Origin of the sequence: Paenibacillus sp. FSL F4-0236 (assembly GCF_038000135.1) — a bacterium.
In the GTDB taxonomy this organism is placed as follows: Bacteria; Bacillota; Bacilli; order Paenibacillales; family Paenibacillaceae; genus Paenibacillus_AQ.
Genome location: NZ_JBBOBK010000001.1, coordinates 534,196 through 553,187, shown reverse-complemented (window position 1 = coordinate 553,187; position 18,992 = coordinate 534,196). Strand labels below are relative to the sequence as shown.

22 protein-coding genes and 1 other annotated feature are annotated in these 18,992 nt (G+C 45.4%); all 22 genes read right to left on the bottom strand.

What is annotated here, in order from left to right:
* Positions 1-28: 28 nt before the first annotated feature.
* Positions 29-466 (bottom strand): ACT domain-containing protein, encoded by a 438-nt coding sequence (locus NSQ29_RS02545; RefSeq protein ID WP_042130552.1) that lies wholly within the window; start codon positions 464-466, stop codon positions 29-31.
* A gap of 158 nt (positions 467-624) precedes the next feature.
* Complete coding sequence (locus tag NSQ29_RS02540; RefSeq protein ID WP_341124318.1) at positions 625-1,986, bottom strand: hypothetical protein; 1,362 nt, start codon at positions 1,984-1,986, stop codon at positions 625-627.
* Between the two features lie 54 nt (positions 1,987-2,040).
* The gene (locus tag NSQ29_RS02535; RefSeq protein WP_341124317.1) at positions 2,041-2,811 is read right to left on the bottom strand and encodes a hypothetical protein; all 771 of its coding nucleotides are present in this window, start codon (positions 2,809-2,811) and stop codon (positions 2,041-2,043) included.
* Between the two features lie 14 nt (positions 2,812-2,825).
* Positions 2,826-3,572 carry a hypothetical protein gene (locus tag NSQ29_RS02530; protein ID WP_341124316.1) on the bottom strand — a complete coding sequence of 249 codons (747 nt, stop codon included), beginning with the start codon at positions 3,570-3,572 and terminating at the stop codon, positions 2,826-2,828.
* An 11-nt stretch (positions 3,573-3,583) separates the two neighbouring features.
* Positions 3,584-4,903, bottom strand: a complete 1,320-nt coding sequence (locus NSQ29_RS02525) for an SPFH domain-containing protein (RefSeq protein WP_339266717.1) — start codon at positions 4,901-4,903, stop codon at positions 3,584-3,586.
* Between the two features lie 212 nt (positions 4,904-5,115).
* Positions 5,116-6,426, bottom strand: coding sequence for a GTPase ObgE (gene obgE, locus NSQ29_RS02520; protein ID WP_042191162.1), 1,311 nt, complete (start codon positions 6,424-6,426; stop codon positions 5,116-5,118).
* A 15-nt stretch (positions 6,427-6,441) separates the two neighbouring features.
* Positions 6,442-7,182 (bottom strand): Spo0B domain-containing protein, encoded by a 741-nt coding sequence (locus NSQ29_RS02515; protein WP_341124315.1) that lies wholly within the window; start codon positions 7,180-7,182, stop codon positions 6,442-6,444.
* 282 nt (positions 7,183-7,464) lie between these two features.
* Positions 7,465-7,776: a 50S ribosomal protein L27 gene (gene rpmA, locus NSQ29_RS02510; RefSeq protein ID WP_042130564.1), complete on the bottom strand. Its 312-nt coding sequence runs from the start codon at positions 7,774-7,776 to the stop codon at positions 7,465-7,467.
* 17 nt (positions 7,777-7,793) lie between these two features.
* Complete coding sequence (locus NSQ29_RS02505; protein ID WP_042130565.1) at positions 7,794-8,129, bottom strand: ribosomal-processing cysteine protease Prp; 336 nt, start codon at positions 8,127-8,129, stop codon at positions 7,794-7,796.
* A 12-nt stretch (positions 8,130-8,141) separates the two neighbouring features.
* A complete protein-coding gene (gene rplU, locus NSQ29_RS02500; protein WP_042130566.1) occupies positions 8,142-8,453 on the bottom strand; it encodes a 50S ribosomal protein L21 in 312 nt (103 codons plus the stop codon).
* Between the two features lie 14 nt (positions 8,454-8,467).
* Positions 8,468-8,553, bottom strand: a sequence feature (ribosomal protein L21 leader region).
* A 62-nt stretch (positions 8,554-8,615) separates the two neighbouring features.
* Positions 8,616-9,857 carry an Rne/Rng family ribonuclease gene (locus NSQ29_RS02495; protein ID WP_341126720.1) on the bottom strand — a complete coding sequence of 414 codons (1,242 nt, stop codon included), beginning with the start codon at positions 9,855-9,857 and terminating at the stop codon, positions 8,616-8,618.
* 58 nt (positions 9,858-9,915) lie between these two features.
* Complete coding sequence (locus NSQ29_RS02490) at positions 9,916-10,758, bottom strand: M50 family metallopeptidase (RefSeq protein WP_341124314.1); 843 nt, start codon at positions 10,756-10,758, stop codon at positions 9,916-9,918.
* On the bottom strand, positions 10,751-11,614 hold the full coding sequence (locus NSQ29_RS02485) for a M23 family metallopeptidase (RefSeq protein WP_341124313.1): 864 nt from the start codon (positions 11,612-11,614) through the stop codon (positions 10,751-10,753). Before NSQ29_RS02485 ends, NSQ29_RS02490 begins: the two co-directional genes overlap by 8 nt.
* A gap of 177 nt (positions 11,615-11,791) precedes the next feature.
* Complete coding sequence (gene minD, locus NSQ29_RS02480) at positions 11,792-12,586, bottom strand: septum site-determining protein MinD (protein WP_042130573.1); 795 nt, start codon at positions 12,584-12,586, stop codon at positions 11,792-11,794.
* A 5-nt stretch (positions 12,587-12,591) separates the two neighbouring features.
* Positions 12,592-13,251: a septum site-determining protein MinC gene (gene minC / locus NSQ29_RS02475; protein WP_042191171.1), complete on the bottom strand. Its 660-nt coding sequence runs from the start codon at positions 13,249-13,251 to the stop codon at positions 12,592-12,594.
* 80 nt (positions 13,252-13,331) lie between these two features.
* Positions 13,332-13,862 (bottom strand): rod shape-determining protein MreD, encoded by a 531-nt coding sequence (mreD, locus tag NSQ29_RS02470; RefSeq protein ID WP_081383060.1) that lies wholly within the window; start codon positions 13,860-13,862, stop codon positions 13,332-13,334.
* On the bottom strand, positions 13,862-14,740 hold the full coding sequence (gene mreC, locus NSQ29_RS02465) for a rod shape-determining protein MreC (RefSeq protein WP_042191173.1): 879 nt from the start codon (positions 14,738-14,740) through the stop codon (positions 13,862-13,864). The genes mreD and mreC overlap by 1 nt, the downstream gene beginning before the upstream one ends.
* A 62-nt stretch (positions 14,741-14,802) precedes the next feature.
* Entirely contained in the window at positions 14,803-15,837 is a 1,035-nt protein-coding gene (locus NSQ29_RS02460; protein WP_042191174.1) for a rod shape-determining protein, read from the bottom strand.
* A 39-nt stretch (positions 15,838-15,876) separates the two neighbouring features.
* Positions 15,877-16,566, bottom strand: coding sequence for a RadC family protein (gene radC, locus NSQ29_RS02455; RefSeq protein ID WP_042191176.1), 690 nt, complete (start codon positions 16,564-16,566; stop codon positions 15,877-15,879).
* Positions 16,567-16,568: 2 nt separating this feature from the next.
* A complete protein-coding gene (locus NSQ29_RS02450; RefSeq protein ID WP_341124312.1) occupies positions 16,569-17,186 on the bottom strand; it encodes a Maf family protein in 618 nt (205 codons plus the stop codon).
* 34 nt (positions 17,187-17,220) lie between these two features.
* Positions 17,221-17,466 carry a DUF4321 domain-containing protein gene (locus tag NSQ29_RS02445; RefSeq protein WP_042191180.1) on the bottom strand — a complete coding sequence of 82 codons (246 nt, stop codon included), beginning with the start codon at positions 17,464-17,466 and terminating at the stop codon, positions 17,221-17,223.
* Positions 17,467-17,706: 240 nt separating this feature from the next.
* Entirely contained in the window at positions 17,707-18,942 is a 1,236-nt protein-coding gene (locus NSQ29_RS02440) for an SPOR domain-containing protein (protein ID WP_340972451.1), read from the bottom strand.
* Positions 18,943-18,992 lie beyond the last annotated feature (50 nt).

Sequence of the window (18,992 nt, the reverse complement as noted above, 5' to 3'; positions counted from 1 at the left end):
TCCTAAAAGTTTTACGTATATAATTTCTCTATCCCTGTCCAACGATTAGGGCGCGCTTCACTCCCGGAATATTCTTCAGACTATCAAGCATCTCTCCGAGCTCCTCATTCAAATGTGAGATTTCCACGGAAATCACCACATTAGCTCGTCCTTGTAGGGGAATACTCTGGTGAATCGTCAGCACGTTAGCCCCATGCCCCGCCACAGATCCTAGAACCTTGGAGAGCATCCCCGATTCATGTTCCAAATCCATGGAGATCGTAACAATTCGCTCACGTTCGAGCTGATGGATCAGGTGAATGCCATCCTTGTATTTATAAAAAGCGCTCCGGCTCAATCCTACCTGTTCTACACCCTCATGTACGGTCTTCGCATCCCCGGCCTCAAGCAATTGTTTGACCTGCATAGTCTTAAGTACGGCATCAGGTAATATGTCCTCACGGACCAAATAATAGCGTTCTTTCACGAACGTCCTCACCTCAAAGACTTTTGTGTTTTCTTAGTGGACATTATATCGGAAAAGACTTATAAAATGCAATAACTTTATATGTATACTCTGAGGCCAGGGAGTTCGGTGCAGCAAAACCCCCGGATTCCCGGGGGCAGCAGGCAATCGTATGTACGCTAACTGTATGGAATCGTCGTCCCGCAATAGTCACAGATCTTATCCTGCCCAGGAAGTACTCTACTCTTAGCACCGCAACTCGGACAAACGATGGATTTCGGCAGTTGGACAGGTGGATTAGGCCTATTCTCCGGTAATGACTGCCGCCCAGATGATGGCTGGTTCTCTGATGCCGCGGAGGGCTGTGCCCGGTCAGGATGTACAAGATTGGGCGGTTGTTTATCTAAGAGCTTAACACGTCCTTCATAATAGACAAGATCAGAAGCAAGTAACCCCCATCTCACCAAATACCGTAGGTCTCTACGTACATCATCTTCACTTTGTTTCGTGATATCAGCTAAATTACCAATATGTCTAACATCATCCACTATGATCAGCATGAGATACTTCTTGCACAGAAAATCAAAGTTTTCTGTTGCGAAGGTAGCCCTCCCTGCAAAGCTGTCCGCCGGAATTATAAAGATCAAGTAGAGGACCACCAGAATGATCAATAAAGTGAACCACTTAAAATCCCCTTTGTAGGTCCCCACGGCGAAGAGGACGGCAAGTTCCATAAAAGCTCCCATACATACATGATAGAGCAATTTGTAGTTAAATGATTTCCGCTCATTCTTATAATGAGTGCTTACAAAACGAAGCATCGCAAGTACAAACCCAAGCGGAGCAAACAAATAGGCAATCGCCATGATGATTCGATCAAACACTGTCCGGTCTCGCTTGTTACGGTAGCGAAGGTTATTCTCAGGCGCACGCACCAGTGCTTGTGCCCGTTTGGAATAAATAAGCTTCGGCGGCAATTTTACAAATGGATTGTCTACACGTCCTTCATAATAAACAATATCTGGAGAAAGTACTCCCTGATCTTTTAAATATTCCAAAACCTCGCGGACGTTCTCTTCACTGAATCCGCGAATATCGGATAGGCTGCCGATATGCCTTATGCCGTCCACAAGAACCAAAGCGATATAGTCATTGCAAAGATAGGTGAATCCCTCTCTCCATCCTACGGCCCTAACCGACAATTTGATGGCGGGAATCCTAAACAATGCGTAGATAATTACCAGCCTGATCAAGAGTGCGACATAATCGATTTGACCGAGTAGCTTGCTAATAATGAAATAGATCGCCAATTCTACAAAGGCACCCATACACGCATGATAAAACAGGTTAATATTGCTTGCTTTGCGCTGTCTCTTGGAATGTGTAGATAATAACCGAACGGCAGCCAATATAAAGCCAACCGGAGCAAATACATACGCAAACACAATAGTCGTATAATCAAACGCCGTCCGCTCATATTCGTGCTTATATATCGGTTTGCCAGTTGTTGGTGGCTGCCTTCGTATATCCAATTTACCCATCTTTTATCTCCCCTAGTTAAGTTATATCTACAATGCTCAGGGAGAACCTTGGCATTAACTGTACGATATCATCGTGCCACAGTATTCACAGCTCTTAGACTGACTAGGCTGAACCGTGTTCTGTGCTCCGCAGCCCGGACAACGGATGGACTTAGGCAGCAGCGGTGAGGACTGCGGTTGAGAATGAATCTGCTGTCCCGAAGCTTGAGCTCCGAAGCCTGATGTCCTTCCAGAATGAACAAGATTAGGTGCTGCCATGGATGGATCTGGCGTCTGGCGCCCCTCTGAAAGTACAATATCAATATCCAATAATCCTTTATTCTTTAGATACTGGACATCTCTCCGTACATCGCTATCGCTTTGACCTATCCGTTCAGATATACTGCCGACATATCGGATATTTTTATTTTGAATCAGCTCTATATAAGAAGTGTTAAGCTTAGAAAGTGTATATTTAGCTTTTGCTGTCACACTCGCAAGAATAAGTGCCGGAATCAAAAATATGACTGCAAGGAAAATCTGGATCGTTAATAATTCGGAAGCTCCAGTGTTTCCACTCATGGTATCCACAAACATTGCAATAGAGAGTTCAACAAATCCGCCGATAAATACATGCATGAGAAGATTTAGATTGGTGGGTCTCCGATGATTTTTATAATGAGTTAGCATCAAACGTAACAATGCAAGAACGAGTCCAATGGGTGTGAATAGATAAGCCGCTGCAAGAATGACATAATCAAACCCAGTCCGGTCTAATTTAATCAGAGGAACCGCTGCACTCCCCGCTGGGGTCGGTGACGGCTCTTGTATGTTCAATCTGTTCATGTAGTTATTTCCTCCTATTTAAGTGCCGCTAATTCCCGATTTCGCCGCTCTAGTGTAGCTTTAATACTGTCGGCCATTTCGTTGATTTCAGCTTGCCAGTTCTCATGTGGCTCATTTGTCATGAGCAGAAGCTTCACATGATCATGCAACAGGGAGATCTGCTGATGCATGATATCCTCAGTAGCATATAAAGATGGATCTGATACAGGATCACTGAACTTGAATTGATCTCGTAACTTATTGAGCACTTTTACAAGCTGTTCAGTTTCAGGATTCTTCCAGCTGCTTGCCAGCGTACTGATCTCGTTTATTTCACTCTGATGCTGCCGAAAAGCTTGCAAGGACCTCTGCATTTGCTGTTCTTCTGTTCCGGCATTCCATCCATAAATCCCGATCACAGCCAGTGTGATTCCACCAATCAAAAGAACCAGCAATTGAACCGCAGCATACCACAGAGGGGACAACTCCAGTAGCCAATCGAAGACAATAGCCGATGCGAATACTCCAACCGCATAAATCCCCGTGATGAATGCACCGCTGAGAAGAACGGGTGATGTCCGCTGCACACTACCTGCAGTACGGAGCCAAAAAATACAATAGCCATACACCACACTCTCCGCCAGCAGAACAGCAACTAGCGAAATCACGAATCGAAACAGTGATTCAGAGAAGCCTAACCCTATAAAGGAGAACACCGTTAGTATTATAGCAGCCACATAAATAATGGTGATGATACGAATATAGCTTTTGCCCTTGTTCATAACGTCCTCCTTCAGCCTGCTTTTGTTCCACACTCTGCACAAAATTTCTGTCCAGGCTTCAGCTCATGCCCACAACCTCCGCATTTAATAACCAAACTATCTCCACAGTGAGGACAGAATTTCACCCCTGGTGATACCATTTCTCCACATTTACCACAGGCTTTAGGCATTTCTTTTCCACAAGAGACACAGGAAGATGCACCCTCAGGATTATCTGCTCCACAGGTTGGACAAGCACGATAAGGATTGCCACAACCAGGACAGAACTTGGCTCCTGCTTTCAATTCATGTCCACATTCCAAACAATTGATCTTGTTTCCGGACGATGCGCTTTGCTGAATGCTCTCCAGAGCATGCCCACAGCCACTGCAGAACCTTCCCTCAACAGAATTCATAACCCCACACTTCGAACAGGAGCGCTCTTGGCGCACAACTGTAGTCCCTGAATCAAAACTCATCCCTCGGGTCATACGATTCACCATATCCATAGCCGGTCCAGCGAATCCCATACCAAGTCCAAGCCCCATCCCGGTGTTCATCATGCCTACTCCAAGATTGCCAGGATTACCTGCTGCTTTTTCCATCGTGTTAAAGCCACGCTCCTGTTGATAGTTGAAGCCGATAATATCCATTTCTGCTTTTTTAGCTAAAGCTTCCTTTAATCGAATCGTTGCCGGATCATCATCAGGAATATTAATGGAATCAATATAGAAATTATTCAGCTCAAGTCCATTATCCAGAAAAGTTGATGCTAGCCGCCCCTGGATATGCTTTGAGATCTCTGCAACATAGGCATTAATCTCCAATATACTGATTTGCTTATGTACAAGGTAGGATGAAATCAGTTCATTTATATTCGACATAAGCAAGCCGCGAAAATAATTCACGAGCGTATTGTGATCAAACTGAGGAAGCGTTCCAACAAGCTGCAACAAAAATTTGCGCGGGTTATCAACCTTTACACCAAACTGTCCGAAGGAACGAACAGAAATCATAATTTTGTATTTAGGATCCTGGAGTTGTAAAGGTGCGCTGGTTCCCCATTTAACATTCATCGAATTGGTCTTGTTCACATACCATACTTCTGCTGTGAACGGCGACTTCCCACCGAAAGGAAGATTGACGATATTAGATAAAATAGGAATATTGGCGGTGCTCAGGGTGTGCCGCCCTGCCGTAAAGGAATCAAGCGCTTGTCCGCCCTTGAATAGGATCGCTTCCTGAGATTCATTAACGATTAGCTGAGTCCATGTCCCTAGCTCTTGGTTAGGATATTTCCATGCGAAAATCCCTGGAGGACCGTCGTACTTCACCACTTCTATAATTGCCATCTGCTATTCCCTCTTTCATCATCTATGATATATGAATAACGTATGCGTTCCCGGATGGGAAATTGTGTATTTCGATATTAATTGTATACGATATATATCGTGATTTGGGTTCTTTTCACGAAAAAAATATACTCGATATGGAAATAAAAAAAGCGCGGCTTGTGTCTTCCTCTACAGGAGAACACAAGTCGCGCTTTGTAATCAGCTAAATATTAATAGTAACTGCTATTCTCTACGAACTCGAATTCGAACTCACCAATACGGACAATAGTCCCCTCTACAGCTCCACGTTTACGAAGCTCTGCATCTACACCCATATGTCGCAATGTCCGGGCGAGTTTTAGAATCGCATCATGTGTGCTAAGCTGCATACGTTTCAACATTTTCTCGATACGAGGGCTGTTGACCACATATGTTTCATTATCACGTGTAATGGTGAACGAGTTATTATCTTCCGCTTCTAGCTTATAAACCTTACGTTCAGTTGTTCCTGATACTTCTTCAACTACCGGTGCCACCGGAATACTATCAAGAATATCCGTTGCACGATATAACAGTTCCTGAACACCCTGACGGGTAAGCGAGGAGATTGGCATAACCTCAAGATCCGGACGCAGCTCAGCTACGCGTTCTCGGAAAGCGATGAGATTCTCCTCTGACTCTGGCATATCCATTTTATTCGCGGCCACGATTTGAGGACGATCAATTAGAGCCGCATTATATTGCTTCAGCTCGTCATTAATGAGAACCCAATCCTCGAAGGGATCACGTCCCTCTGAACCAGACATATCCACTACGTGAATAATGATCCGTGTACGTTCAACGTGACGCAGGAATTCATGACCAAGCCCTATGCCTTCACTAGCTCCCTCAATTAATCCTGGCAGATCCGCCATTACAAAGCTTCGTCCATCCCCAACATCTACTACACCTAAGTTCGGTGTAATCGTAGTGAAATGGTATGCACCAATCTTTGGTTGAGCTGCGGATACGACCGACAGTAGCGTAGATTTGCCCACACTCGGGAAGCCTACAAGTCCCACATCAGCCATAACCTTAAGTTCCATGACAATATACCGCTCTTGACCTTCTTCACCGTTCTCTGCTAGCTCTGGAGCCTTATTAGCTGCTGTTGCAAAACGAGCATTCCCACGACCCCCACGACCCCCACGGGCAACAACAACTTGCTGACCATGACGAGTCAAATCGGCGATGATCTCTTGAGTATCATCGTCAATTAACATGGTTCCAGGTGGAATCCGCACGATCATATGATCAGCGTTCGCCCCATGCTGACTTCTGTTACGTCCTTTAATCCCTTTGTCCGCTTTAAAATGGCGCTGATAACGGAAATCCATCAGCGTACGCAAGCCCTCATCTACGCGGAAGATAACGTCGCCACCACGGCCACCGTCACCACCTGCTGGACCACCATCCGGTACATACTTTTCCCGGCGAAACGCAACGATACCATCCCCGCCGTCTCCGCCCTTAACATAAATCTTAGCTTTATCTACGAACATTAATGTTCACCTTCCTCACATTTCAAGCGGCAAACGCAGCTCTACATAAGCCTTGCTGGGCTTAAACTGCTCCGCTTTCATGATTTTCCCTTGTACTATATTATAAATTTGCCCTTTGAGCTGCTCGGGATTGCCATGCTCTCCCTCACCTTCGAAGGAGATAAGAATGTCTCCTCCATCCTGAATAAAGCCAAGACGCAGCTTGCGCGTTTCACCCTGAGGAGCCAGTCCGTTATATTGATAAGCTCGTACGGTCTGCATGATCACTGAAGTCAGCTCATCTCCTGCTTCCCGGTTTAGCTTCTCCTCCAGTTGCAATCCTTCCTCCACTTGAACTTCCAGTTCCAGACTAGTCCGGTAAGTTCGGAAAGATTGGATATAGAAGACCAATGAAGGAATGCCCAGCTTCGCGATACGACTATCAAGCGCTATGCGTTCCTTTATTCTTTCCACACACTCCACGGATTTATCAGGCTTTCCAAGCTGAATATATCCGTAAAGAATCTGCAAATCATTCATCCAATCATGACGATGATGATTCAGTGTCCGAATCGCCGCCTGTTGCAGAGTGTTCTCTTGTATACGCAGTTCCCGTTCCCAATGACGCTGACTCCAAATCAAACTGAAAGCAACCGTTGCTGCTACCCAAATTCCAAGCAACAGACACGTCAAAAGGGAGGTATGCCAATACACGAGTCCTAAAGGAAGCATTACGGATAACATGACTGCCCAGATTGCACTTTTCCAGGATTTCATTCTTTCTCCCCGTCCCTCAGTTCGCAAAATTCATGACTTCGTTTAGATTATTACCCTCATCAATTACCATTTCCTAGTATAACACAGCAGTTCCCTGTAGTTCACCAGAGATAACCGTGAGATTTCACATATGTCTAAGGATGTTTATGTTTTCTTAAAACTCTGAAGGTATACATTTCTAAAGTGCTCAAAGAGGTATCCACAAACGCTTCTGAATATTCTACAAAAAAGCCTCCGGCACTCATGCCGGAGGCTTCTACATGCAAATATGGTTCCGTAAGCTTACGCTTCCAGTGCCGCTGCTACCGGAGCGACATCAACTGGGTATACGCTCACTTTTTTGCGATCGCGGCCCCAACGTTCGAACTTCACTACGCCATCCACCAATGCGAACAACGTATCATCTTTACCGATGCCTACGTTAGTGCCTGGGTGAATTTTTGTTCCGCGTTGACGAACCAAGATGTTGCCGCCGGTTACTGCTTGACCGTCAGCACGTTTCACGCCAAGACGTTTGGAATGGGAATCCCGTCCGTTTTTTGTGGAACCTACACCTTTTTTCGATGCGAACAATTGAAGATTCAATTTCAACATGTTGTCAACCTCCTTCTTTAAATATTTACTTGCTCTATTTGAAGATACTTTCCGTATGATTCTGCGATATCATTTAGCATCACGACCATGGATTCAAGCAGCAATTGCACCTTCGCGGAAGTATCGAAATCATCAATGGAACTTAATGTTCCACTTAGGAATCCGTTCTTCATGGATGTATCCATGGAGATTCCGGTCAAAGTCTCAATCGAATTGACGGTTCCAACCGTTACGGCCGAAACTCCGGCACATACGATATCTTCGCCACGCTTTGCATAACCCGCGTGCCCTTTTACCTCAAAGCCAACGATAGTTCCTAGATCCGAAGATCGTGTAATCCGTACGTTAATCATTCACGCACCTTCTTACGCTTGAATCTTCTCGATAGTTACTTTCGTGTACGGTTGACGATGGCCTTGTTTCTTGTGGTAGTTCTTCTTAGGTTTGTATTTGTAAACTACAACCTTAGCGCCTTTACCATGTTTCTCGACTTTAGCTGTTACAGACGCGCCGCTTACGAGCGGAGTTCCTGCAGTCAGACCACCTTCGTTAGAAACAGCCAATACACGGTCAAAAGTTACACTTGCGCCGTCTTCAGCTTCCAACTTCTCAATGAACAAAACATCGCCCTCTTGGACTTTGTATTGTTTACCGCCAGTTTCGATAATTGCATACATTTTACTTGCACCTCCTCATGTCTCAGACTCGCCTAGTCTAGGTGGCAGATTCCCGTGGGAACTGCACTTATGTACCCGATCGGAGCGGTTACAGCATGTGCAGGACCGAATCAATCAAACACATACTTGAAGATATTATCATACTTATCGCCCATCGTCAACTCATTCCATCCATTCTCCAACTTTCCCAGTCCCTCCGCAGCACTGACAAAGGATAGGTGCGAAGCTGGCTGAATCATGTCTTGCCTTCTTCCGGGTCATCTCGAGGAGTCCAAGTCTTGTCCAACCGAGAATATGGGTTTTGGTTCGATCCTTGCAGATCACTTTCTCCAGCCGCTCAGTAACCATTTTACGGTGTATTTCTTCTTCCATATCAATAAAATCAACAATAATAATTCCGCCCGTATCTCGCAAACGGATCAGACGACCAATCTCCTCTGCTGCAAGCAAATTAGTATTCGTCACCGTCTCTTCAAAGGATACTCCTCCAATGTATTGCGCGGTGTTCACGTCAATAACGGTGAGCGCCTCCGTCTCATCCCAGATCATTGTCGCTCCGCCCTCCAGCGTGATCTTGCGACTGAAGCTCTTGTGCAACTGTTCCTGAACCCCATAAGCTGTAAAAATGGACTCCGGTCCATTATATAAACTCACAGGCTTGTACCCATCAGGTGCCATGTCATCCAGAAATGCCTTGGCTTCTTTAACTGCAACTGGAGAATCTATAATCAGCTGATCACGCTGTGGATTAAACGCATCTCTTATAAAGCGCTGAACAATACTAAGATCACGATGAAGTAGAGCTGGGGCTTCTGCAGTTTGTGCCCGACGTGTAATGTTATCCCATTGCGCACGTAAAAATGAAAGATCACCCTCCACTGCTTCATGCGGCTCATCCTGAGAGACGGTCCGCATAATAACCCCCTCTTCTTTCATTCGCAGACGTTCACCAATTCCTTTGAGCCGGCTACGTTCTGCATCGCGACTTATTTTTTTGGATACCCCAACATAATCGGCAAAAGGCATGTACACCATCCAGCGACCGGGCAATGTATAATGGGTCGTTACACGTGCACCTTTGCCGCCACTAGGCTCTTTTCTTACTTGTACAACAATATCCTGACCCGGCTGCAAAAGCGTCTCGATAGAAGGCTTCACATCCGGCTGTCTATCCAAATGAGGGTGCAATACATCATCAACATATAAAAAAGCATTCTTCTTCTGTCCAATGTCAACAAAAGCAGCCTGCATACCTGGAAGTACGTTAATCACACGGCCTTTATAATAACTTCCGACCAGCCCTTGCTGCTGATCGCGTTCAGCCGCGTACTCCACAAGCCTTCCGTTCTCCAGAAGAGCCATTCGGGTAATGTGCTGCGTGCAGTGAACGATCATCTGTTTCATGGCTTCACCTCTGGTTTCGTTCATTCATTCATCCCTTCTCACGCTCTGCATAAATACACTACATTCCGAAGTAGGTAGATATTAAGCGCTGTTCCGGCACAACAGCAACAACATTTCCTTCGCCGTTTAATACATAGATAAAATGATATTGATTACGTTTAAATAGACGCAATATAGCATCTAAAGGTTTCGCAGATAAGGCAACAATTGGACGAGCCACACTTCCTGTCCGCAAATGATACTCATAAACCGCCTCCCTATTCATCAAAAATGCAACAAATCGGTACGGTAAATTCTGATGATCCGTGAGATTTGAATACAATAAAAAAGCACCGATCATAACCATATTCAGCCTCAAGCCTCCGCCCGCTCCAAGAGGCAATAGCGCATAAACAATCACAAAAATGCTTGCAGCAACACTCACTCGTCCGCTCCATAGCAAAGTATAGTAATAAGGAAGAAATAAACTAACTGTAGCCTGAAGTACTTTGCCTCCGTCAAGTGGCAGAACAGGCAAAAGATTAAAGAGCGCAATAATGGCATTAGCATTTATAAAATAGACTAAAAATTCCTGATTACCATAACCTGCTTGCTGAAGCCCAAGAGCCATAACAATCATGATGCCATTTTGCAGCGGACCGGCAAGTGCAATACCAATCTCACGACTAGCGGTGAGCCGCCCATGATCCTCAATAACCGCAACTCCGCCAAACGGAAGAAGCTGAACCGATTTGACTGTAACACCAACTAAAAGGGCAGCCACCACATGTCCTATTTCATGAATGAGGACGATCGTAAATAAAGTTAGCAACTCCAGAAATTGTCCTGTGAGTACAGAGAACAACATAATGATTACGAACAATGGATGTAGTGACAGATCGATCCCTAAGATCCTAATCAAACGATACCACTTCTGTAGGATCAATATAAGTCTTGTCTTTCATCACTGCAAAGAATAGCGTTGGAGCTGAGGAGCCCTCTTTCTCCAGCATCCACCCGAGTTCATCTCCACTCTGAATCCAGTCATCAATCTCCAGCTTAGTGCCATTTAAATGTCCGTATTCTGCTGTGATTCCTCCAGAATGTTGAACTGCAATTCGAATGCCACCGTCCAATTCTTTGGAAATGGAAAGAACACGTCCCATGTCTATACTCTTCACCGTCACATTTGAGGTTGAATCGATTTGAGGCATAATTTCTACACCTTTTAGCGTGGAAGCAAAGGGCTCCACAATGCTTCCAGCTACCGGGGCACTAAGCTCATGTTGAGCTGCTGCCTTTTGAGCAGGTTCGTCTTTGTCACCAAATATCGGTATGAACGCCGGTGCACCATTAAAATTCTCCTCATACCAGACCCGCACTGCTGTGAAATCCATGTCATTACTCAAGGCATCACTAATAAAGGCTTGGACTTTATAGGACCATGGCTGGTGAACTGTAAAAACTCCCCAAACCGCTCCAAACACAAGCACACTCGCTATAACCCGTCGAATAAAACCGGAAGAAAATTTAGAACCTCCTCCTCCTGGTTCCTCCCAGCCACCCCGTCTCTCTTTCCACATCACTTCCGGATCAGGCTCTATAGATGATTGCTCCTCATTTTTCTTAAACCCCGTACCCCACTCCTTGAAGCTCGTACTCTTTTCGGGCATAACGAATAACGGAGGCACCTCTGCTGCTTCTATATTCGGGATTTCCTCCAGCAAACTACGGATACGCTCCTTGCGGCGATTCTTGATATCTGATTTGAGATCCATGTTTATCCCTCCGGACGGGCTTGTTTTACTTCCATTTTATGAAGCACGGAAGTCTCTTTAGAACAAGCCCGCCCAAGGCGGAGCACTTAAATACCACTAAATAAATAAATCCCACCCATAGATTTCTCTAGTGGTGGGACCGTTAATGCTTCTATAGTAAGATTGCTTGGTGCAGAATTAAGCCATACCGAAAAATTTCTTGAACTTCTTAAATGCTCCCGGTTTCCGATCAAGCTGCATTAGCGGCACAGCATCACCTAAAATTCTACGAGCAATATTGCGGTAGGCAATAGCTGCTGACGAATCGGGATTCATAACTGTAGGCTCTCCACTATTTGCGGCCTTAATGACCAGTTCATCATCCGGAACAATTCCGATAAGATCAATATTCAACACCTGTAAAATATCCTCAATATCAAGCATATCCCCAGACTTCACAAGACCTGGGCGAATACGATTTACCACCAGCTTTGGCGATTCGACATGTGACTGCTCAAGCAGTCCGATAATACGATCCGCATCCCGCACAGCAGCATGCTCTGGTGTGGTAACCACGATCGCTTTATCCGCACCGGCAATCGCATTGCGGAAGCCATGTTCAATCCCTGCTGGACAATCAATCAAAATATATTCATATTCCTTCTTCAGTTCGAGAATAATATCTTTTACTTGTTCAGGAGTGACGGACGTTTTATCCTTCGTTTGAGCTGCGGGCAACATATACAACTCATCAAAGCGTTTGTCTTTAACGAGTGCTTGATTTAGGCGACAACGACCCTCCGCTACATCCACAAGATCATAAATAATACGATTCTCAAGCCCCATTACTACATCCAGATTACGCAGTCCAATGTCGGTATCGACGAGACATACTTTTTTACCCTGCAGTGCAAGTGCGGTTCCAATATTGGCTGTTGTGGTTGTTTTGCCAACTCCGCCTTTGCCCGAGGTTACGACTATCGCTTCTCCCATGGAGGCTACACCCCTTTAAACACATTTAAATCCTGACGTACTTTGACTAAATTATGAATTTTATCGATTTGCATAGCTCCGTTCGTTAAATATGCAAACTCCATACTGCTTTCTCGGGTTTCCCACTCATCGGGAGGACGACTGATAATATCAGCAATTCGCAGTTGTGTCGGAGACATTAATGAAGCAGCGATAATCGCCTCTTCATTTCCATCTACTCCAGCATGCGCCATACCTCTAAGTGATCCTAGAATATAGATATCGCCTGAACAGGTAATAGTTCCTCCTGGGTTCACATCCCCCAGATATAAAAGATTTCCATCATGGTGCAGCACCTGACCGGAACGAAGAATCCCGCTCATAAGAAACAACGCGTCATTATCCTCACTGCCGGGCACTGGAAGCGCCTCTATGGAACGAATCAGTAGATTTCCCTGTCCCTTCAGAATCTCCAGCACAGCTTCCTTATCTTCCTCAGTTACGGGACGATTGCCCAGCTTAATATCTACATGGACAATCGGTCCAGTCAAAATATTTTGATGGCTGTGCTCCAACTTATAGCGAAGCTCGCTCAGAAGATCTTCGAAGGGACACTTGTCGTCTAGCAGGAATATCAGGCCATCCTTGATGCCCTTAATCCTTACATGCTTGGATTTTACTGTCATATGCCTGGCCCCCTATCCTCATTCATTCGTGCCGGGCCCCTTAAATTCCTGCTTTGTTAAGAAAGAATATAGAAGCTTCTTTATGCCGCTTCTTCCGTACTCTTCTCTTTCTTGATCAGCTCAAGCTGGCGTCGTAACGGTATGTAGAGGATCAGAGCAATAGCAAAATGAAAGAGCATCGTTGGTAGCATATGATTCAAAATAGCCCAGCTATAAGGCTCCTGATTGAGATTGAATACACTATAAATACCAAATAACACACTATCCTCTAGCAAGCTTCCGAGCAGAATCACAGTCATCATAAGAGGCAGTGGCGCACGCGGAATCTGAAACAGAAGGCCAATTAAATAAGCCGACAGACCCATCGCAAAAGAATGTGCTCCTAGAATTCTGCCATAAAAAACGACATCATGTAATAGTCCGAAAGTTAGGCCCAGTATAAGCGCTGTATGACGATGATGATATACAGCCACGAACAATAGCACAACGAACACTAGATTCGGAATAATTCGCATCTGCCATACATCTGGAATCAGCCAAGGCAGAATGGTTCCCTCCAGAATGAACAAGAGGAACAGTAACAGAACAAGAACAGATCTGCGCATATTCACTATTCAGCACGCTCCTCCGTAAAAACAACAATCAGCTGCTTCCAGTCTTGAAATTCTGCTGAAGGCTTAATCACTGCTGTGGAGGTTAATCCAAATTCACCAACCTCAACGCTTTCAACGGTACCGATGGTCAATCCTCGCGGATACAATCCCCCAATACCAGAAGAAACGATAACATCCTTTGGCGCAATAGGATCACCTGGCGGGATCTTGTTCATCAATAACTTGTTTGTCTTCGGATCATAGCTTTCAATCATACCAAAGGTTTTGCCCTCTTTGTTAATAGCGGTTGCCGCAATTGGCGGCTGAGAATTAGGGTCATTCGTATCCATCATGGTCATCAGCTTCACCGTAGAGGTGAAATTGCTGACTTGACTAATAACACCCACCAAACCATCCACCGAAATCACAGACATATTTGGTCGAACGCCATCTTTAGCACCTAAATCGATTACAATCGTACTATTGCTTGGTTCTGTTGTCTGACTAACCACCTGCGCAATATGGTATTGATATTTATACAATTCCTCCTGAGCTTTCGTGAACTTCAACTGTTCCTTTAACTGCTCATTTTCTACCTGAATGAAATTGTATTGCGCTTTATCACGTGCATATTGGGCGGCTAGAATCTTCAGCTGCTCATTTTCCTTAGAAAGATCTTTCAGATTTCCGATATCTTCAAACAAGCCCGCTACATATCCAGCGGGCTTGTAGAACATTTTTTGCACGAAACCAGTAGTATCTCTAAGAAAGTTCTCCGGCCAGGACAAGGAACTCCTTGATGCCAAGCTGAAGCCCATCACCACAATGAACAGCACCAGTGTAATCAACAGAATAAACAGACGTTTATTGCTTAAGAGTTTAAACAGTTTCAACACCCTCTAACAACAGTATTTCTCCCATAACAGGGGTTGACGTACACAAGTGGCAATACATAGGCTTATCTCTTAGAGCGAAGACTGGAACTGCTGCGACTCTTGAACAAATGGATATTATCAAGCGCCTTTCCTGTTCCAATCGCTACACAATCCAGAGGGTTCTCAGCGACAATAACTGGCATTCCGGTTTCACGCGCAAGCAGTTTATCCAAGTTACGAAGCAAGGCGCCTCCACCTGTCAAGACAATCCCGCGATCCATGATATCTGCTGCGAGCTCCGGTGGACATTTTTCCAAAGTTACTTTAACAGCTTCAATAATAGAACTCACTGTATCGGACAATGCTTCACAGATCTCATCAGAAGTAATTGTAAGCGTCTTTGGCAGGCCTGTAACGAGATCGCGTCCGCGAATTTCCATAGTCTCAGCTTTCTCAAGTGGCAAGGCAGAACCTACGTCCATTTTAAGCTGTTCCGACGTACGTTCACCAATCATCAGATTGTACTGACGTTTGATGTACTGAATGATGGACTCATCCGCTTCATCACCCGCAACACGTACGGAACGACTAGTAACAATACCGCCGAGTGAAATTACAGCAACTTCAGTAGTACCTCCGCCGATATCAACAACCATACTTCCTGTTGGCTCCCATACCGGTAGATCTGCACCAATCGCTGCAGCAAAAGGTTCCTCGATAATGTAAGCTTCGCGAGCACCAGCTTGTCTAGTAGCATCTTCTACGGCACGTTGCTCTACAGCAGTAATGCCGGATGGTACGCAGACCATTACATTAGGGTGACGTTGGAACATAGAACGTTGTTTCTGTGCTTGACGAATAAAATATTTTATCATCGTAGCCGTTGTGTCAAAATCAGCGATAACGCCATCCTTCATCGGACGGATCGCACGAATGTTTCCCGGTGTACGACCGATCATCTTTTTAGCGGATTCACCCACGGCTTCAATCGTCTTAGTGTCAGTGTTAATGGCTACAACGGAAGGCTCTCTTACAACGATCCCCTTACCGCGTACATAGACAAGCGTATTCGCTGTCCCCAAGTCAATTCCTAAATCTTTCGTAAAACTACCCAACATGCTAATTCTCCTTTTCCTAAGTAAATCTTCACATTTATATTACATGTGTCCTTTTTCTTTCAAGCTTACAAAGCTGCTATCACCGATAATTAGATGATCTAACACGTCAATCCCGACAATCTCGCCTGCCTGAAGCAGTCTTGAGGTCAAGGAGATATCCTCCGGACTAGGCGTTGGATCACCACTAGGATGATTATGTGCACATATGATAGAGGCACTACTACATTTTATAGCTGCTCGGAATACCTCACGAGGATGAACAATCGAAGCATTAAGACTGCCCATAGACAACGTTTCTTGTCCTATCACATGATTCTTCGTATTCAGAAACAAGCAGACAAAATGCTCCTTCTGCAGATAACGCAATTGCTCAGTCAGTATCTCCGCAGCGTCCTCAGGACAACGGATAATGACTGGCATGTTAAACCTGGAGTTCGCAAGGCGCCTTCCAAGTTCGATGCCTGCTTTTAGTTGCACGGCCTTGGCAGGGCCGATACCTTTGATTTCGGTCAGTTCTTCGATGCTAAGGTCAACTAGCCCACGCAGGCCACCGATTTTCCCCAGCATCTGCTGTGCAATATGAATAGCCGATTCACGGCGTGTTCCCGTACGCAGCAGAATGGCTAACAACTCCGCTTGACTTAATGATTCCGCCCCATAATGCATCATGCGCTCTCTTGGTCGTTCTTCATGGGGGAGGTCCCGCAGCATTACTGATTGCGACTCCATCCCTATCCCTCTTTCCCAAGCTTCCACCGGTTCAATACAGTTATACCGAACTCGGACAGCATTTCGCCAAGAAGCGACAGCGGCAATCCGACAACATTGAAATAACAGCCTTCAATTCGTTCCACCAAGGTGGAGCCAAGCCCTTGTATCGCATAAGAGCCAGCCTTATCAGCGGGCTCCCCCGTAGCTATATAAGCAATAATTTCATTCTCCGTCATTGCTCTCATCGTTACGGAAGTAACACGGTGCTCCACTATAGTCTTTCCATGCGGAAGTCCAATACAGGCTACACCCGTGTATACCTTATGATTCCGGCCCTGAAGTCTGGTAAGCATCGATTTACTGTCCAGCTCGTCCACCGGTTTGCCTAGCACAGTGTTATCTAGTACAACAATCGTATCACTACCAATAATTACTGCGTTACGCTCTCCTGCTGCAGCCACTACAGCCTCTGCTTTTCGTAGAGCCAAACTGCGCACGATTTGCTCCGGCGTAAAGTCCGGTGGTGTGCTTTCGTCAGCTTCGCTGGTAATGACCTCAAAAGGCAAGCCCAGTAAAGACAAAAGCTCTCGTCGACGCGGTGAACCTGAGGCTAAAATAATGTGTTGTGAGTTGTCCACGTTGTAAACGTCCCTTCTTGATCAGTAACGAGAGTTACAGTCTTCGGTACAGCCATACAGCTGTAATAATACCGACGAGACTTAGCATGCACAATTTCAAATGAATAGTGATGTCATAGGTTATGATGTCCAAATCGGCTCGCGGAGACCACTTAAGCACAGTCGATGTTGTTAGAAAAGAAAGAGCCTTTACCGGCTGCAGTAGCTTGGCGATCCAGGCTCCAGCCAGCCAGCCTAGAATTAGAAATAACAGCAGTGTTCCTACATTTTTCTTCTTCATCTCAGTCTTCCCTCGCCATTTTTTGACACCCTAATTATTATACGGTGAAATTGTGATCAATACAAACGTAAAATCCCTTACGGTAATGTTTACCACCATTTGCACTAAAAGTTGCGGAGCGATACCATCCTCCGTATCAATTATAGTTTAAGTTATATAGGGATAATTTCCTCTTTCGCGCCAAAACAGCAAGCCCCCACATCTGGAGGCTTGCTGTCTTTAATATCAACAATCTATCAGTTAATTCATTGCAGTTAGTAGCTGTTTCTGGCTAGTCAAAAAGCTCAGCATCGATTCTTGCACTTCCCAAAGTAGGCCCTGAGCCTTGTTCTTGTTATATTCACTCCAAGCTGATATCCCTTGGCTCATTGATTTCTCTAACGCTGCGCAAATGCTTTTGGCTTCAGGAGATACGCCTTGTTCCAGCACTTTTACTGCTTCACTCCATTGCAGATGGAGATCACTCATAGCGGGGGTATTTGCTGTCGTACTAGTTTGGCCAGCGCTAAGTAAAGAAGCAGATTGACTGCTTAGTTCACTGAGCAGCTGCCCACTCACGGAGAAATAGTTCTTCACTTCCTCTGCATTACCGGTATAGACAAGCTGTTCAGCCCCGGGAAGTGCCACCTCTCTCACATACAGTTCAATACCCTGATTCTTTAGTCCGCTGCTAAGTAGCTTGGCCTGTTCACGGTCGGATGATATTCCAGCATACACACGATTGCCGTCGGCAGGATCCATACCCGCGGCCAAACCTGCAGTTAACAGCTCCTGGCGAGCCTCTTCAGCGCCTGCAGGTGTACTGAATACTCCGTACTGCAGCAGATAATAGCTTTGCGCAGCTACTTGAACTGGGATGGTGTTCTTCCCTGCATTTTCAGTACCCGTCACTGGTAATCCTGATGTACCTACACCTGCCGGATCTTTAGCTCCACTGGACTGCACTGAAGTAGCCGCCATGTCTGCTGTCCCATTTCCAGAGCTACTGTCCATATTCCCTCCGTAAAAGAAAGAAAGTGCAGCATAACCAAGCAGTACCCCTGTGCCGATGGCTCCCGTAACAGAAAGAGCCAATTTCCACCAATACGAAGGACGTCGAGTATGATAAGAGCCTCCGTAACTGCCAGAGGATACATTCTCTAATTTATCCCTGCTATCCGAAACCATATCTGACAGAAGATACGATTGCTGTGTATATCTAAAATCCTTATCCTGTTCGTCCCATTCTTCCTGACGTGGATCTACAGTACCCGAGTAATAGTCATAGGAATCTTCCGGCGGTGCCTCATGCGTAGAACGAAAATCAGGCTCATAAAGCCATGTTTGCTGTGCTGGACCTACCTCTTGACGCAGTCCCTCAGCGTACTCTTCAGCTGTGCCCAATCCGCCATTTGACCAGCGCTCTACCACTTTAGGCTTTGGTTTAGGCTCGTCCTTGTTCACGTCAAATCGGAATGTCATTCTTCCGTTATTCAACAGTTACACCTCACCTCATCTAATCTATAAGTAAATATATGATAGACAAT

Bases quoted from the DNA above. Each gene is read 5' to 3' on its own strand.
- NSQ29_RS02495 (WP_341126720.1), bottom strand. From the start codon at position 9,857: ATGAAACAGATGATCGTTCACTGCACGCAGCACATTACCCGAATGGCT.
- NSQ29_RS02445 (WP_042191180.1), bottom strand. From the start codon at position 17,466: ATGAAGAAGAAAAATGTAGGAACACTGCTGTTATTTCTAATTCTAGGC.
- NSQ29_RS02505 (WP_042130565.1), bottom strand. From the start codon at position 8,129: ATGATTAACGTACGGATTACACGATCTTCGGATCTAGGAACTATCGTT.
- NSQ29_RS02540 (WP_341124318.1), bottom strand. From the start codon at position 1,986: ATGGGTAAATTGGATATACGAAGGCAGCCACCAACAACTGGCAAACCG.
- minD (WP_042130573.1), bottom strand. From the start codon at position 12,586: ATGGGAGAAGCGATAGTCGTAACCTCGGGCAAAGGCGGAGTTGGCAAA.
- rplU (WP_042130566.1), bottom strand. From the start codon at position 8,453: ATGTATGCAATTATCGAAACTGGCGGTAAACAATACAAAGTCCAAGAG.
- NSQ29_RS02530 (WP_341124316.1), bottom strand. From the start codon at position 3,572: ATGAACAAGGGCAAAAGCTATATTCGTATCATCACCATTATTTATGTG.
- NSQ29_RS02525 (WP_339266717.1), bottom strand. From the start codon at position 4,903: ATGGCAATTATAGAAGTGGTGAAGTACGACGGTCCTCCAGGGATTTTC.
- rpmA (WP_042130564.1), bottom strand. From the start codon at position 7,776: ATGTTGAAATTGAATCTTCAATTGTTCGCATCGAAAAAAGGTGTAGGT.
- NSQ29_RS02460 (WP_042191174.1), bottom strand. From the start codon at position 15,837: ATGTTGGGTAGTTTTACGAAAGATTTAGGAATTGACTTGGGGACAGCG.
- radC (WP_042191176.1), bottom strand. From the start codon at position 16,566: ATGGAGTCGCAATCAGTAATGCTGCGGGACCTCCCCCATGAAGAACGA.
- minC (WP_042191171.1), bottom strand. From the start codon at position 13,251: ATGACAGTAAAATCCAAGCATGTAAGGATTAAGGGCATCAAGGATGGC.
- NSQ29_RS02515 (WP_341124315.1), bottom strand. From the start codon at position 7,182: ATGAAATCCTGGAAAAGTGCAATCTGGGCAGTCATGTTATCCGTAATG.
- NSQ29_RS02485 (WP_341124313.1), bottom strand. From the start codon at position 11,614: ATGGATCTCAAATCAGATATCAAGAATCGCCGCAAGGAGCGTATCCGT.
- NSQ29_RS02535 (WP_341124317.1), bottom strand. From the start codon at position 2,811: ATGAACAGATTGAACATACAAGAGCCGTCACCGACCCCAGCGGGGAGT.
- obgE (WP_042191162.1), bottom strand. From the start codon at position 6,426: ATGTTCGTAGATAAAGCTAAGATTTATGTTAAGGGCGGAGACGGCGGG.